The sequence below is a fragment of the Sanguibacter sp. Z6_81 genome (assembly GCF_057180625.1).
Genome location: NZ_JBXUFV010000004.1, coordinates 74,595 through 89,186, shown reverse-complemented (window position 1 = coordinate 89,186; position 14,592 = coordinate 74,595). Strand labels below are relative to the sequence as shown.

The 14,592-nt window shown below is 71.8% G+C and carries 14 protein-coding genes; 6 read left to right on the top strand and 8 right to left on the bottom strand.

Translation table 11 applies throughout. The features are described from left to right. Window positions 1-6 precede the first annotated feature (6 nt). The 5 genes from manD (at window position 7) to AC2AXK_RS11370 (ending at window position 4,475) form a co-directional block, all read left to right on the top strand. Window positions 7-1,248, top strand: a complete 1,242-nt coding sequence (manD, locus tag AC2AXK_RS11390; protein WP_484345500.1) for a D-mannonate dehydratase ManD — start codon at window positions 7-9, stop codon at window positions 1,246-1,248. Between the two features lie 81 nt (window positions 1,249-1,329). Continuing rightward, entirely contained in the window at window positions 1,330-1,701 is a 372-nt protein-coding gene (locus AC2AXK_RS11385) for a TraR/DksA family transcriptional regulator (protein WP_484345499.1), read from the top strand. 37 nt (window positions 1,702-1,738) lie between these two features. Continuing rightward, window positions 1,739-2,377 carry a uridine kinase family protein gene (locus tag AC2AXK_RS11380; RefSeq protein ID WP_484345498.1) on the top strand — a complete coding sequence of 213 codons (639 nt, stop codon included), beginning with the start codon at window positions 1,739-1,741 and terminating at the stop codon, window positions 2,375-2,377. A gap of 157 nt (window positions 2,378-2,534) precedes the next feature. Next, on the top strand, window positions 2,535-3,566 hold the full coding sequence (locus tag AC2AXK_RS11375; RefSeq protein ID WP_484345497.1) for a LacI family DNA-binding transcriptional regulator: 1,032 nt from the start codon (window positions 2,535-2,537) through the stop codon (window positions 3,564-3,566). A 90-nt stretch (window positions 3,567-3,656) separates the two neighbouring features. Then, window positions 3,657-4,475, top strand: coding sequence for a tryptophan-rich sensory protein (locus AC2AXK_RS11370; RefSeq protein ID WP_484345496.1), 819 nt, complete (start codon window positions 3,657-3,659; stop codon window positions 4,473-4,475). A gap of 146 nt (window positions 4,476-4,621) precedes the next feature. Here AC2AXK_RS11370 and AC2AXK_RS11365 read toward each other — a convergent pair whose 3' ends face one another. Together AC2AXK_RS11365 and pgi are read right to left on the bottom strand one after the other, a co-directional pair. Continuing rightward, a complete protein-coding gene (locus AC2AXK_RS11365; RefSeq protein WP_484345495.1) occupies window positions 4,622-7,198 on the bottom strand; it encodes an ATP-dependent Clp protease ATP-binding subunit in 2,577 nt (858 codons plus the stop codon). A gap of 221 nt (window positions 7,199-7,419) precedes the next feature. Continuing rightward, on the bottom strand, window positions 7,420-9,078 hold the full coding sequence (gene pgi / locus AC2AXK_RS11360) for a glucose-6-phosphate isomerase (RefSeq protein ID WP_484345494.1): 1,659 nt from the start codon (window positions 9,076-9,078) through the stop codon (window positions 7,420-7,422). 190 nt (window positions 9,079-9,268) lie between these two features. On the opposite strand from pgi, the gene AC2AXK_RS11355 reads away from it, so the two are divergent. Beyond that, window positions 9,269-9,712: a hypothetical protein gene (locus AC2AXK_RS11355; protein WP_484345493.1), complete on the top strand. Its 444-nt coding sequence runs from the start codon at window positions 9,269-9,271 to the stop codon at window positions 9,710-9,712. Between the two features lie 45 nt (window positions 9,713-9,757). Here the strand turns inward: AC2AXK_RS11355 and AC2AXK_RS11350 are convergent, their stop codons facing one another. Genes AC2AXK_RS11350 through AC2AXK_RS11325 form a run of 6 tightly spaced genes read right to left on the bottom strand, consistent with a single transcriptional unit; the run spans window position 9,758 to window position 14,509 of the window. Next, on the bottom strand, window positions 9,758-10,960 hold the full coding sequence (locus AC2AXK_RS11350) for a glycosyltransferase family 4 protein (RefSeq protein ID WP_484345492.1): 1,203 nt from the start codon (window positions 10,958-10,960) through the stop codon (window positions 9,758-9,760). Next, window positions 10,957-11,391 (bottom strand): D-aminoacyl-tRNA deacylase, encoded by a 435-nt coding sequence (gene dtd, locus AC2AXK_RS11345; RefSeq protein WP_484345491.1) that lies wholly within the window; start codon window positions 11,389-11,391, stop codon window positions 10,957-10,959. Before dtd ends, AC2AXK_RS11350 begins: the two co-directional genes overlap by 4 nt. Window positions 11,392-11,394: 3 nt before the next feature. Then, the gene (locus tag AC2AXK_RS11340; RefSeq protein WP_484345490.1) at window positions 11,395-11,712 is read right to left on the bottom strand and encodes a DUF2516 family protein; all 318 of its coding nucleotides are present in this window, start codon (window positions 11,710-11,712) and stop codon (window positions 11,395-11,397) included. A gap of 16 nt (window positions 11,713-11,728) precedes the next feature. After that, window positions 11,729-12,802, bottom strand: coding sequence for an FUSC family protein (locus AC2AXK_RS11335; protein ID WP_484345489.1), 1,074 nt, complete (start codon window positions 12,800-12,802; stop codon window positions 11,729-11,731). Beyond that, entirely contained in the window at window positions 12,799-13,926 is a 1,128-nt protein-coding gene (ygfZ, locus tag AC2AXK_RS11330; RefSeq protein WP_484345488.1) for a CAF17-like 4Fe-4S cluster assembly/insertion protein YgfZ, read from the bottom strand. The genes AC2AXK_RS11335 and ygfZ overlap by 4 nt, the downstream gene beginning before the upstream one ends. A gap of 1 nt (window position 13,927) precedes the next feature. Beyond that, window positions 13,928-14,509, bottom strand: coding sequence for a heme-binding beta-barrel domain-containing protein (locus AC2AXK_RS11325; RefSeq protein ID WP_484345487.1), 582 nt, complete (start codon window positions 14,507-14,509; stop codon window positions 13,928-13,930). Window positions 14,510-14,592 lie beyond the last annotated feature (83 nt).

Sequence of the window (14,592 nt, the reverse complement as noted above, 5' to 3'; positions counted from 1 at the left end):
GTGACCGTGATCATCACCGATGCCGTCGTCGTCATCACCTGCCCCGGACGCAACTTCGTCACCCTGAAGATCACGACGTCAGACGGGATCGTGGGGCTCGGGGACGCAACAGTCAACGGGCGCGAGATGTCCGTCGCGAGCTACCTCACCGACCACATCGTCCCCATGCTCATCGGGCGCGACGCACGCAACATCGAGGACACCTGGCAGCTGCTGTACCGCGGTGCGTACTGGCGCCGCGGACCGGTGACGATGGCGGCCGTCGCGGCCGTGGACATGGCGCTGTGGGACATCAAGGCCAAGGCCGCGGGCATGCCGCTGTACCAGCTGCTCGGCGGCGCGTCCCGCGTCGGCGCGCTCGCCTACGGGCACGCGTCCGGCTCGTCGCTCCCGGCCCTGTTCGACTCCGTCCGCAACCACCTCGAGCTCGGCTTCAAGGCGATCCGCATCCAGACCGGCGTGCCCGGGCTCGGTCAGATCTACGGCGTCGGCTCGGACCAGAGCGCGGGCGAGCGCTACGACTACGAGCCGGCGAAGCGCAACCTCCTCGACGGCCGACCGACCCCCGTCGAGGAGGTGTGGGACACCCGCGCCTACCTGCGGCACATCCCCGCCGTGTTCGAGGCCGTGCGCAACGAGTTCGGCCCGGAGCTGCCGCTCCTGCACGACGGGCACCACCGCATGACGCCGATCCAGGCGGCCAAGCTCGGCAAGTCCCTCGAGCCGTACGACCTCTTCTGGCTCGAGGACTGCACACCGGGTGAGGACCAGACGGCGCTGCGGCTCGTCCGCCAGCACACGACGACGCCGCTCGCGATCGGCGAGGTGTTCAACACCGCGTACGACTACGCGACGCTGCTGCCCGAGCGCCTCATCGACTACGTGCGCTCCGCGGTGACCCACACGGGCGGTGTGACAGCCATGAAGAAGCTCCTCGACTTCGCAGGCATGTACGGCGTGAAGTCCGGCATGCACGGGCCGACGGACATCTCCCCCGTGGGCATGGCCGCCGCGCTGCACATCGACCTCGCGATCCACAACTTCGGCATCCAGGAGTACATGCAGCACTCCGCGCAGACGCTCGAGGTGTTCCACACCTCCTACACGTTCACCGACGGCCTGCTGCACCCGGGCGAGACCCCCGGTCTCGGCGTCGACCTCGACGAGGAGGCGGCCGCGAAGTTCGAGTACACCCCGGCGTACCTGCCCATCAACCGCCTCGTCGACGGCACGGTCCACGACTGGTGAGTCCCCGTCGTGCCGGCGGGCGGGGTCCCTTCCCCGCCTGCCGGGACGGCTCGTCCCGGCAGGCCGTGTGACGATGGGCAGATGAGTCGACGCGCTGCCATCGAGGAGCGGCGTGCTGCGCTCGAGGGGCGGCGCGCTGCGCTCGAGGAGGACCACCGGCGGGTGCTGAGCAACCTCGCCGAGGTGCGCGACGCACGGACCGGGCAGTCGGACGACGACGAGCACGACCCGGAGGGCGGCACGACATCGGCCCAGTGGTCCCACCTCACGGGCATCCGGGCAGAGATCGAGGCGAGGATCGCGGAGGTCGACGTCGCGCTCGAGGGCCTCGACGACGGCACCTACGGCATGTGCCGCTCGTGCGGCCGCGCGATCTCCCCCGAGCGGCTCGACGCACGCCCGGCTGCCGACATGTGCATCGACTGCGCGCGGGCTGCAGCGACGAGGCCGTGACGGCGGGAGCCCGGCGCGCGCCTGGGACAATGGTTGCGTGACACACCCCGACTCCCACGGCCTGTTCGACCTCCCGGCCGGCGCCCGGCAGCCGGGTGCTCGCGTCGTGCTGCTCACGGGGCCCTCGGGCTCCGGCAAGTCGAGCCTCGCGCGCCGCCTCGGCCTGCCGTCGGTCCAGCTCGACGACTTCTACCTCGACGCCGACCACCCCGACCTCCCGCGTCGCTTCGGCATCGCCGACTGGGACTCGCCGACCAGCTGGGACTCCGAGGGCGCACTCCGGGCACTCGTCGAGCTGTGCACGACCGGCCGCGCCGACCTGCCCCTCTACGACATCCCGACCTCACGCCGCACCGGGACGACCCACGCCGACGTCACCGGCGCCACGCTCCTCGTCGCCGAGGGCATCTTCGCCGCTGAGCTCATCGAAGCGTGCCGCGCCGAGGGGATCCTCGCGGACGCTCTCTGCGTGACCCGTCCACGGCTCGTGACCTTCTGGTTCCGTCTGCTGCGTGACCTCGGCGAGGGACGCAAGCCCCCGCTCACCCTCGTCCGCCGGGGCTGGGGCCTCCTGCGCGACGAGCCGCGGTCCATCGCGCACTGGGTCGAGCAAGGGTGCCGTCCGCTGCCCGTCGCACAGGCGGAAGCGCACATCCGGTCGCTCGCCCGACGCTGACCCCTCCTCGGAGCCGCGCGAGAGGGCGGACACGCTCACATCTTCGTGGGCCGTGGCCTCTAGCGGTGACGCCTGCCCTGGCCTCACACTCTGAACTGGGGCAAGTTCGACAAACCTCGCGAGCCCCGTGAGTGCACGGCGACAGGAGGTGGATCTCATGGTGACGACCGACAGCATCTCCCGCGGGCGCCGCCGGGAACGCGCGACCGTGACCATCAGGGACGTGGCAGCCGCGTCAGGCGTCTCCATCGCGACCGTCTCCCGGTGCTTCAACGGGGGCGAGCGTGTCCTCGCCGAGACGCTCGTGCGCGTCCACGAGGCAGCACGGACCCTCGGGTACAGCCCGTCCCGCACGGCTCGTGGGCTCGTCACAGGCCGGACCTCCAACCTCGGCATCATCCTCCCGGACGTGACCAACCCCTTCTACACGCCTCTTCTCGCCTCGATCGAGTTGGCCGCGCAGCAGCGGGACAACAGCGTGCTCATCGGGGACAGCCGACAGGACCCGGACGCCGAGGAGCGCATCACACGCCGGATGACGAGCCAGACCGACGGTCTGGTCCTCGTCTCGAGCCGCATGCCGGACGACGTGCTGCTGGCGTTGAGCGCGCGGGTACCGGTGGTTCTCGCGAACCGCCTCGTCACGGGCATGGACTGCGCGCTCATCGACATCGCCCCCGCATTCGCCGACGCAGTGAACCACCTCGTCGCGCTCGGCCACGACCGCATCCTCTACCTCGGCGGCCCGGAGACGTCCTGGTCAGGGCGCGCGAAGGAGACCGCCGCCCGGGCTGCCGCCGCGCGGAGCGGCACCACCCTCACCGTCTGGGGCCCGCACCAGCCCTCGTTCAGCGTCGGGCGGGACCTCGCCGCGGACGTCCTCGCCCAGGGGTTCCGAGCCGTCATCTGCTACGACGACCTCATGGCCCTGGGCGTGATGACCGGGAGCATCGACCTGGGCGTCGCAGTGCCGACCCGGCTGAGCGTCGTGGGATGCGACGACTCCCTGCCCGCCGGGTTCGCCCGGCCGGCGCTGACGACCATCCGCGCCCGCTCCGACGAGCTGGGGCAGGACGCCGTGGACCTGCTCATGCGACGGATGGCGGAGCCGGACGCGTCCGCGCAGGTGCGCCAGGTTCCCGCCCGCCTCGTCGTCCGCGACTCCACGGCGCCCGCCAGCACGATCTGACGACCCCGCGCGCCAGCGCCATCGGGTGGTCCCACGACGAGGGCCGACGTGCGACGTGCCGGGCAGATCGGTCCGTGGGAGGCTCGGGAAATGAAGCAATCCTCAGACCTCACCCGTCAGATCGGTGTTCTCGTCCTCGCGGTGCTCGCCATCGTGGGCGCCACGATCGGCTCCGGCGCCTTCGGCGGCACACCGATCGCCGAGGCCGCCGACGGCGCTCTGTCTGCGACGGCCACCCCGGTCGCACCGGGATCGACGGCGTTCTCGATCTGGTCCGTCATCTATGCGGGGCTCCTCGGGTACGCCGTGTGGCAGGCCCTCCCCGCGCAGCGGACGAACGCGCGGCAGCGGGAGCTGGGGTGGTTGGCGGTCGCGTCGCTCATCCTCAACGCGGCGTGGATCCTCACGGTCCAGGCGGAGATCCTGTGGTTGAGCGTCCTGACGATCCTCGCCCTGCTCGTCGTCCTCGTCCTCATCCTCCTCGTGTGCCTGCGCACGCGGGCGTCGTCGAAGGTCGAGGTGGTGCTCGTCGACGGGACGTTCGGGCTGTACCTGGGGTGGGTGACGATCGCGACGATCGCGAACGTCGCGGCGACGCTCAAGGCGGCGGACGTGGGCGACCTGCTCCTGGGCGCGACCGGATGGTCCGTCGTGCTGCTCGGGGCTGCCGCGGTCATCGGGGTGGCGTACGCCGTGGCGACGCACGGGCGCCTGTCCATCGCCGTCGCGCTGGCGTGGGGCTTGACGTGGGTCGCGATCGCTCGCGCCACGGGCGATCTGGAGAACACCCCGGTGGCGGTGGCGGCGGGGATCGCCGCGGCGGTGACGCTCGTGTCTGCGGTCGTCGTCCGGCTCGTGCGCGGTCGCAGGACGGCACGGCCCGGGGCGGTCGCGGCCACCACCGCCTGACGCTCAGCGGCCGGGTGGGCCTGGCACGCAGGTGCAGCACGGCCGCCCGCAGGACGCGCGACACAATGGCCCCGCACGACACAGAACGGCCCCGCACCAGAGCAGGTGCGGGGCCGTTCGTGTGCTGCAGCGGGTCGGCGCGGCGGTCAGTCGGCCGTCGCGGCGGCTGCTCCGCCACCCGGTGCGGGCGGCAGGTCGGTGATGTTCACCGGTCCGTCGTTCACGGGGAGAGACCCGGCGGGGACCGCCACCGGCTGGCGCTTGTGCAGGGACTTCGGCACGCCACGGAAGCTGAACTCTCCGAGGATGCCCTCGCCCTCGGCGTCGACGAGGACGACCTCGCCGGCCTTGATCTCACCGAAGAGGATCTTCTCCGAGAGCACGTCCTCGATGTCGCGCTGGATGGCACGGCGCAGCGGACGGGCACCGAGTACCGGGTCGTAGCCCTTCTCGGACAGGAGGACCTTCGCGGCGTCGGTGAGCTCGATCGCCATGTCCTTGTCCTGCAGACGCGAGTCGAGCCGCGCGATCATGAGGTCGACGATCGCGACGATCTCGTCCTGCGAGAGCTGCGGGAAGACGACGACGTCGTCGACACGGTTGAGGAACTCGGGCCGGAAGTGCTGCTTGAGCTCTTCGTTGACCTTCGTCTTCATGCGCTCGTAGTTCGTGCCGAGGTTTCCGCCGGCGTTGAACCCGGTCTGGACGCCCTTGGCGATGTCCCGGGTGCCGAGGTTGGTCGTCATGATGATCACGGTGTTCTTGAAGTCGACGACGCGACCCTGGGAGTCCGTGAGACGCCCGTCCTCGAGGATCTGCAGGAGCGAGTTGAAGATGTCAGCGTGCGCCTTCTCCACCTCGTCGAACAGGACCACGGAGAACGGCTTGCGCCGCACCTTCTCGGTGAGCTGTCCACCTTCGTCGTACCCGACGTAGCCGGGGGGCGAGCCGAACAGGCGCGAGACGGTGTGCTTCTCCGAGAACTCGGACATGTCGAGCTGGATGAGCGCGTCCTCGTCACCGAAGAGGAACTCGGCGAGCGCCTTGGCGAGCTCCGTCTTACCGACACCCGTGGGGCCGGCGAAGATGAACGACCCACCGGGACGCTTGGGGTCCTTGAGCCCGGCGCGGGTGCGCCGGATCGCCTGGGACAGCGCCTTGATGGCGGCGTCCTGGCCGACGATGCGCTTGTGGAGCTCCTTCTCCATGTTGAGCAGGCGGGTGGACTCGGCCTCGGTGAGCTTGAACACCGGGATACCGGTGGACAGGGCGAGCACCTCGGCGATCAGGTCCTCGTCCACCTCGGAGACGGTGTCCATGTCCCCGGCCTTCCAGGCCTTCTCCTTGTCGGCGCGCTGCTGCGTGAGCTGCTTCTCGCTGTCACGCAGGCGTGCGGCCTTCTCGAAGTCCTGCTCGTCGATCGCCGACTCCTTGTCGCGGCGCGCCTCGGCGATCTTGTCGTCGAGCTCGCGCAGCTCCGGCGGAGCGGTCATCCGGCGGATGCGCAGGCGCGCTCCCGCCTCGTCGACGAGGTCGATGGCCTTGTCCGGCAGGAACCGGTCGTTGACGTAGCGGTCCGCGAGGGTCGCTGCAGCGACGAGGGCGCCGTCCGTGATGGACACCCGGTGGTGCGCCTCGTAGCGGTCACGCAGACCCTTGAGGATCTCGATGGCGTGCGGGAGGGACGGCTCGGCCACCTGGATGGGCTGGAACCGGCGCTCGAGCGCCGCGTCCTTCTCGACGTGCTTGCGGTACTCCTCGAGCGTCGTCGCACCGATCGTCTGCAGCTCACCGCGGGCGAGCATCGGCTTGAGGATCGACGCGGCGTCGATGGCGCCCTCGGCCGCACCCGCACCGACGAGGGTGTGGATCTCGTCGATGAACAGGATGATGTCGCCGCGGGTGCGGATCTCCTTGAGGACCTTCTTCAGGCGCTCCTCGAAGTCACCGCGGTAGCGGGACCCGGCGACGAGCGCACCGAGGTCGAGGGTGTACAGCTGCTTGTCCTTGAGCGTCTCGGGGACGTCCCCGGCGACGATGTCCTGGGCGAGGCCCTCGACGACGGCCGTCTTGCCGACGCCGGGCTCACCGATGAGGACCGGGTTGTTCTTGGTGCGGCGGCTGAGCACCTGCATGACGCGCTCGATCTCCTTCGAGCGCCCGATGACGGGGTCGAGCTTGCCCTCGCGGGCGGCCTGCGTGAGGTTGCGGCCGAACTGGTCGAGCACGGCCGAACCGGCGGGCGTACCCTCGCTCGGGCTGCCGGCGGCGACGGGCTCCTTGCCCTGGTAGCCGGACAGGAGCTGGATGACCTGCTGGCGGACCCGGTTGAGGTCCGCGCCGAGCTTCGTCAGCACCTGGGCGGCGACGCCCTCGCCCTCGCGGATGAGGCCGAGCAGGATGTGCTCGGTGCCGATGTAGTTGTGTCCGAGCTGCAGCGCCTCGCGCAGCGACAGCTCCAGGACCTTCTTGGCGCGCGGGGTGAACGGGATGTGCCCCGACGGCGCCTGCTGACCCTCACCGATGATCTCGGTCACCTGTGAGCGGACCGCGTCGAGCGAGATGCCCAAGGACTCGAGGGCCTTGGCTGCGACGCCCTCCCCCTCGTGGATGAGACCGAGCAGGATGTGTTCGGTCCCGATGTAGTTGTGGTTGAGCATCCGCGCCTCTTCTTGGGCAAGGACGACCACCCGACGGGCTCGGTCAGTAAATCTCTCGAACATGTTCGCTCCTCACGGGTGCGGGCCGGAACTGGAGGGTCCAGGCCTGACCGCACCGACTCTAGTGGGCGACAACGGGTGGGAGCGGCTCGATATGCCCTTGTTCGCCAGCGGCGTGACGACTTGGTCCGCCGGCTGCTCCGCGCCCGCCGCTCCGGGACCCGGGTACGCCAGGGACCGGCCCGGACCCGGGTCCTGCCTCGGGCCCGGGCGCGGGTCCGGCCTCAGCGCCCCCGCAGCTCGCGGTAGCGCGCGACGAGGGCGTTCGTCGAGCCGTCGGCGTCGGCGGCGGGCGCCTCGACGGAGGTGAGCTTCGGGGCGAGCTGGTTGGCCATGACCTTGCCGAGCTCGACGCCCCACTGGTCGAACGCGTTGATGCCCCAGATCACCGACTGGACGAAGGTGATGTGCTCGTAGAGCGCGACGAGCTGGCCGAGCACCGACGGCGTGAGCTTCTCCGCGAGGATCGTGTTCGTCGGCCGGTTGCCGGGCATGACCCGGTGCGGGACGACCGCCTCGGGGCTGCCGTCGGCGGCGACCTCCTCGGCGGTCTTGCCGAACGCGAGCGCGGCGGTCTGCGCGAAGAAGTTCGACATGAAGAGGTCGTGCATCTCACCGAGGTCGTGGTTGGGCACCGCGAACCCGATGAAGTCGGCGGGCGTCACCTTCGTGCCCTGGTGGAGCAGCTGGTAGAAGGCGTGCTGCCCGTTGGTGCCGGGCTCGCCCCAGAAGATCTCGCCGGTCTGCGTCGCGAAGCCCTCGGCGACGTTGTCGGAGACAGGGGTGCCGTCGAGGTGCACGGACTTGCCGTTCGACTCCATGGTCAGCTGCTGGAGGTAGGCGGGGAACCGGTGCAGGTACTGGCTGTAGGGCAGCACGGCGTGACTGCCGGTGCCGTAGAAGTTGTTGTACCAGACGTTGAGCAGGCCCATGAGGACGGGGACGTTCTCGGCGAACGGCGTCGTGCGGAAGTGCACGTCCATGGCGTGGAAACCGTCGAGCATCTGCCGGAACCCGTCCGGGCCGATGGAGAGCATGAGCGCGAGCCCCACGGCGGAGTCGAACGAGTAGCGTCCACCCACCCAGTCCCAGAACCCGAACATGTTGGCGGTGTCGATGCCGAACTCGGCGACCCGCTCCGCGTTGGTGGACACGGCGACGAAGTGCTTCGCGACCGCGGACTCGTCGCCCCCGTAGGCCTCGACGAGCCACTGCCGTGCGGTGCGCGCGTTGGTGAGCGTCTCCTGCGTGCCGAACGTCTTGGACGCGACGATGAACAGGGTCGACTCGAGGTCGAGGCCGTGGACCTTCTCGTAGACGTCCGTGGGGTCGATGTTGGAGACGAACCGGCACTCGATGCCGCGGTCCGCGTAGGCACGCAGCGCCTCGTACGCCATGACGGGACCGAGGTCCGAGCCGCCGATACCGATGTTGACGACCGTCGTGATGCGCTTGCCGCTGTGCCCGGTCCACTCCCCCGAGCGGACGGAGTCCGCGAACACGCCCATGCGGTCGAGCACGGCGTGCACGTCGGCGACGACGTCCTGCCCGTCGACGACGAGCGTCGCGTCGCGCGGCAGCCGCAGCGCGGTGTGCAGCACGGCCCGGTCCTCCGTGGTGTTGATGTGCTGGCCGGTGAACATCGCCTCGATCTTCTCCGCGAGGCCCGCCTCCTCCGCGAGCGCGACGAGCGCCTCGACCGTCGTGCGTGCGACGAGGTTCTTGGAGTAGTCGAGGTGGAGGTCCGCCGCGTCGGCCGTGAGCCGGGTCGCGCGCTCGGGGTCGGCGTCGAACAGGTCACGGAGGGAGATGCCGGACAGGTCCGAGTGCTCGGCGGCGAGCGCCTGCCATGCGGTGCTGCCGGTGAAGTCGTACGAGGTCACGGGGTTCCCCTTCGAGAGGTGGGCGGACGTGGGCGACGGCGGTGTCACTGGCACCGACTGTTCCACGAACGACCCTACCGACCCGCGCGTCCCGCGACCACGCCTCCGCTGGCCGCGCCGCGTGCGCCGCCTGTCTCTCGCCGTGGGCCCGGTCGGAGCCGCCCGTGCTCCGGGTGGGAAGATGGGCCACATGACGGAGCTTGCCTTGCACGTGGTCCTCGATCGCCTCACCGGGGAGGTCGTCGAATCCCTGGGGGTGTGGGAGGACGCCGACGCCGCCCTGGAGGAGATCACCGAGCAGCACCCCGCGGAGCCCGGTCGTTACGCCGTCCGCACGCTCCTGGACGCCGGAGGTCTCACTGACGAGACCTTCACCCAGGCGCCGCACGGTCCGTCGGAGGTGCCGGTCCCGCCCGTCGCGACGCTCACGGACGGGACCCTCCTCACGGCGTCCTTCGCGGCGACCGTCGGCAGGGCGCGCTGCACCTTCCGCCTCCCGACGGGCACGGTGTGCGGAGCGCAGATCCTCACGCCCGACGTCACGAGCACCACCCCGACGGGCGACGTCGTCGTGCCCGCCGACGCGTGGGCCGCCTGGGACGCGGGCCGCTGCCTGGAGCACGTGGGCGCCTGAGCGCAGCTCCCGTCCAACCCGGAGAGACGTGAGCGGACGACGACCTCAGTCGCGGTAGAGCGCGAGGACCTGCGCACCGATGACGTCGACGTCGAACCTCGCTGCCTGCCGCACCTGCCGCTCGCTCGCGCGGTCGCGGGCGGCGCGGTCGGTGACGAACCGCGCGAGGAGCGCGGCGAAGGCGGTCGTGTCCGACGCGTCGACGAGCTGGTCCTCGAGCCCGTCCATGACCGTCCGGTAGCCCGGGTTGTCGCCGGCGAGCACCACCCCGCGGCTCGCCGCGAGCGCCTCGACGACGCTGATGCCGAAGCTCTCCCCGCCGGTCGAGGGCAGTGCGACGACGTCGGCGCCCGCGAGGAGCGCCGCCTTGTCCTCCTCCGCCACGAAGCCCGCGAACTCCACGACGTCGGACAGCCCGTTCGCCCGGACGTACCCGCCGAGGGTCTCGCGGAGCGGCCCGGTGCCACCGACGACGACGCGCACCGGGACGTCGGTGAGCGCGCGCAGGGCGACGACGGCCCGCAGCAGCTCCCCCGCGCCCTTGCGCTCCACGAGCCGGCCGAGGAAGACGATCCGCACGGGCTCGTCGGCCGACGGCTCCTGCCCACCCGCGGTCCCCTGGGCACCCGCGGTCCCCTGCGCACCCGAGGGCCCGGCCTGGTGCTCGCGGCGCGCCACCTCCGCGTCGCGTGCGCGCGTGAACCGTTCCACCTCGACGGGGTTGCCGATGACCACGGGCGACACGTGCAGGGCCTCGGCGGCGAAGGCCGCGGCGGGTGCCGACACCGCGACGACGTGGGAGAAGCGCCGCAGCTGGCGTCGCTGGACGAGCCCGAGCAGGCGCGTGCCCCACCGCGTGAGCGCCGTCCACGGAAGGATGTGGAACGTCCCGACGACCCGCGTCGAGGGCGCGGCTCGCGCGACGAGACGCCCCGCCAGCAGCGGGCTGTACGGCATGTTCACGTGCAGGACGTCGAACCCCACGTCCGCGAGCACCTCGTCGACAGCCCGCGCGGACGCGGGCAGCGGGATGCCCAGCCGGTTGCCGTTGAACCGCAGGCGCAGGTTCCGCGCGAGGGAGTGCAGACCGGGCAGGTCGGTCCGTCCGGTCGTGCTCGTGAGGTAGTGGACGTCGTGGCCCTGACGCGTGAGCCACGCACCGAGGGTGAGGACGTGCTGCTGCACGCCGTCCGGTCGGTCGAGGGAGTCGTCGATGACGAGCCCGACCCGCAGCGGACGCTCGCTCATGAGTCGAGGATGATCGTCACCGGGCCGTCGTTGACGAGCTCCACCTGCATGTCCGCGCCGAACCGCCCGGTGCCGACGTTCAGGCCCCGCGCGCGCAGGTCGTCGACGACCGCCGCGACGAGGGGCTCCGCGACGGCGCCGGGCGCGGCGGCGTTCCACGACGGCCGCCGCCCCTTGCGGGTGTCGGCGTAGAGCGTGAACTGGCTGACGACGATGACGGGCGCGCCGAGATCGACCGCCCCCACCTCGCCGGACGCACCGGGGAAGATCCGCAGCTCGGCGACCTTCCGCGCGATCGTCGCGGCGTCGCCCGGTCCGTCGTCGTGCGTCACGCCGACGAGCGCGACGAGACCAGGACCGTCGAACGCCGCGAGGACCTCGTCACCCGTGGTCACCCGGGCGCGCGCGACCCGCTGCACGACTGCGCGCACGGGTCACCACCGACCGGAGGAGCCGCGATCCCGGTAGCCGCTGATCGACGGCCGCACGTCCGTGAGGTAGATCGCGGCCGGGACGACGACGAACAGCGCCCACAGGCCGAGGTAGCCGCCGCCGATCGGCGGGAAGAGGCCGATGAAGCCGAGCACGGCGAACACCGCGAGCAGTCCCACCCAGAAGCCCTTGGTGCGCTTGCCGGCACTGACGAAGGCGGCGGGGCGACGGCGCGCGGCGTCGACGAGCGCGAACACCTCGGCGGCGAACAGCACGGCTGAGATGAGAGCGAGGAGGTACAGCTGGAGATCGTCGAACATGGTCACCAGCCTAGGGTCATAACGGGGCGAGGGCGTCCCGCGCCCCCCGCGGGTCCGCCCCGGCCGCCTCGGCGAGGTCGACGACCGCGGACCTGAGGATGAGCATGAGCGACTGCACCTGCCACTGCCCGTCGCCGAGCAGCCCGGGCGCGGCGCGCCCGGCGACCTCGAGGACGAGCGACAGCGACGGGCGAGGGTAGCGCCCGGCGGCGACGTCCTCCGCGAGCTCCCGCGTGGCCTTGCCCAGGTCGTCGAGCAGTGCCGCGAGGCGCTCGACGTCGTCACCACCTGCCGGCAACGACAGCGCCCGCCGGGCGATGACGCGGACGGTGCGCATCGCCCGGTCGGCGAGCACGGCCGTGCGCTCGAGCTCGGCGAGCTCCTTGCGGTACCGCCGCCCGGCTGCCGTGACCCGGGCCGTGGCGAGCGCGTCACGCGCCGACGTCTGCCACTCGTCGAGCGCCGGCTCCGACGCGCGGCCGCGGACGAGGGCGTGCTCCTTGTCCGTGTCGTCCCCGGTCCGCAGGCCCGTGGCGATCGCCTGGAGGGTGTCCGCGACCTCCCCGAGGCCCTCCCCGCCGACGCGCCTGGGCGCACGGCGCGGGTCGCCCGGGGTGAGTGCGGTCGCGAGCAGCGCGACGGCCGCACCGACGAGCGCGTCCGTCCACCGCCCCAGCCCGCCGCCCGTCGAGGCGAGCGGCAGACCGATGATGACGATGGCCTGCACGCCCGCCTGCGTGGCCATGAGCGGGCCGCGGTCGACGAACCGGGCGAGCAGGGCGGAGAGCCCCAGGACGAGGCCGATCTGCCAGGCACCGGTCCCCATGAGGTGGAGCAGGATCTCCCCGAGGCCGACGCCGAGCGTCACCCCGATGCCGAGCTCGAGCACCCGGCGGATGCTGCGGTCGGCGGTGAATCCCAGACAGATCCACGCGCACACCGGCGCGAAGAAGGGGTACTGGTGCCCGAACAGCAGCCCCGCGAGCCAGAACGACACGGTCACGGCGATGGACGCCACGAGGACGGGCAGCGCTGCGCTGCGGACTCTCGAGCGGCCCTGCCGGACCTTGCTCGCGAGGAGGAGTCTCACCGGGGCGTGAGGCCTCGGGCGACGGGACCGCGCGGCGCCGGGCGGTCCGTGGAGACCCCTTCGCCCGGGACGATGACCTCCTGGCCGGCGGCGACGGCCCCACCGTCGCACGCGACGAGCAGGTCCGTGTCGACGGGCGCGCTGCGCTTGATGACGGCGAGCGCGATGGGCCCCACCTCGTGGTGCCGCGCCACGCTCGTCACCGTCCCGACGACGCGGTCCCCGGCCTCGACCTCCGCGCCCCGCTCGGGGAGCAGATGACCGGAGCCGTCGAGGTGCGCCATGACGAGGCGCCGCGGCGGGCGCCCCAGGTTGTGCACCCGAGCGACGGTCTCCTGTCCCCGGTAGCACCCCTTGCGCAGGTGGACCGCGGTGCGCAGCCAGTCGAGCTCGTGCGGGATCGTCTTGTGGTCCACCTCGGTCGCGAGGCGCGGGCGCCAGGCGGCGACGCGCAGGGCCTCGCTCGCCCACGTCCCGGCGAGCCGCCACCCGGCGGCCTCCCGCGCGGCGACCGCGTCGACGATCTCGTCCCGGGGCACGAGGACGAGGCGCCACGGCCGCTCGGCGCCCGGGTGCTCGTCGTCCGGCGGGCCGTAGCGGGTGCCGCCCGGAGCGGTGCGCGGCCAGGGGTCGCGCCACGTGACGGGCTCGCCCTCGCCCGCCTCGGCGTCGACCGGCTCGCCGAGCACGGCCCACTGCGCGCTGACGTCCTCGACCTCGACGCGCAGCGCGAACTTCATCCGCGTGAGCCAGGCCGTGAGCGCCGGGGCGTGGCTGCCCTCGGTGATCAACCACGTCGTGGCGCCGTCGTCGACGACGGACAGCGCGTGCTCGACGTGACCGTGCGGGGAGAGCACGAGGGTCTCGGTGGAGTGCCGCGGCGCCAGCCCGGTGAGCTCCTGGGACGTGATGGAGTGCAACCAGCTGAGACGGTCGGGACCGCTCACCGTGACGACGCCCGCGTGGGAGAGGTCGACGACCGCGCCGCCGGCGACGAGCGCGCGCTGCTCCGCCGTGGGGTCCCCGTAGTGCCATGCGACCCCGGTGTCAGGACCGGCGGCCGCGACGGCGCCCCGGCGGGACAGGAGCGGGCTCGTCCACGTCGTCCCGGACGCCGACGTCATCTCAGGCGTCCACTCGGGAGAGGTTCGCGGAGGCGTAGGACTGCAGCGGGTTCCCGAACGCCGCGAGCTCCCACACCCACATGAGGTTGCCCTCGACGAGGCCGTACAGCCGCTTGGACGCGGTGACCTCGGCGGCGGTGGCCGTCCTGGCGATGAGGTCGTCGACGAGGTCGATGCGGCCGTTGCCGATCGCACCCGCGTACAGCGTCAGTCGCCCGGCCGGGTCGGCGAGCATGACCTCGAGGGGTGTCTTGTCGGCCGGGAAGTCCTCCGGCCGCTCCGGCGGCACGCGCCAGTACCCGGTCTCCGTCGACCACACCGTCAGCGCGGCGGCACTCTCGGTCGGGCGGTCGGCGGCGGGCCAGTCGTCCGGCACCGTCTCCGGGACGGAGGGCTCGAGCAGCCGGATCGTCGACTCGTAGCGCAGGTACGGTCCACCGTCGTGGTCGAACACGACGTCCTGGACGAACGCCGCCTCGTCGATCCCGGGGTAGGCGACGACGCCCTCACCCCGCCAGGACCCCACGAGCCAGGCCAGCGGGTAGACCTCAGGGGCGAGGCCGTCTGGCAGCGCGAAGGCCACGGTCAGCGCTGTCCCTTGAAGAGCTTGTAGACGACGTAGAACGCGAACCATGTGATGACGAGCGTCGCCGCGATCAACAGCCC

What these genes read in the sequence shown, in the direction of transcription:
- AC2AXK_RS11365 (WP_484345495.1), bottom strand. Translation starts at nt 7,198, where the DNA reads ATGTTCGAGAGATTTACTGACCGAGCCCGTCGGGTGGTCGTCCTTGCC.
- AC2AXK_RS11370 (WP_484345496.1), top strand. Translation starts at nt 3,657, where the DNA reads ATGAAGCAATCCTCAGACCTCACCCGTCAGATCGGTGTTCTCGTCCTC.
- ygfZ (WP_484345488.1), bottom strand. Translation starts at nt 13,926, where the DNA reads ATGACGTCGGCGTCCGGGACGACGTGGACGAGCCCGCTCCTGTCCCGC.
- AC2AXK_RS11355 (WP_484345493.1), top strand. Translation starts at nt 9,269, where the DNA reads ATGACGGAGCTTGCCTTGCACGTGGTCCTCGATCGCCTCACCGGGGAG.
- AC2AXK_RS11350 (WP_484345492.1), bottom strand. Translation starts at nt 10,960, where the DNA reads ATGAGCGAGCGTCCGCTGCGGGTCGGGCTCGTCATCGACGACTCCCTC.
- AC2AXK_RS11385 (WP_484345499.1), top strand. Translation starts at nt 1,330, where the DNA reads ATGAGTCGACGCGCTGCCATCGAGGAGCGGCGTGCTGCGCTCGAGGGG.
- AC2AXK_RS11375 (WP_484345497.1), top strand. Translation starts at nt 2,535, where the DNA reads ATGGTGACGACCGACAGCATCTCCCGCGGGCGCCGCCGGGAACGCGCG.
- AC2AXK_RS11340 (WP_484345490.1), bottom strand. Translation starts at nt 11,712, where the DNA reads ATGTTCGACGATCTCCAGCTGTACCTCCTCGCTCTCATCTCAGCCGTG.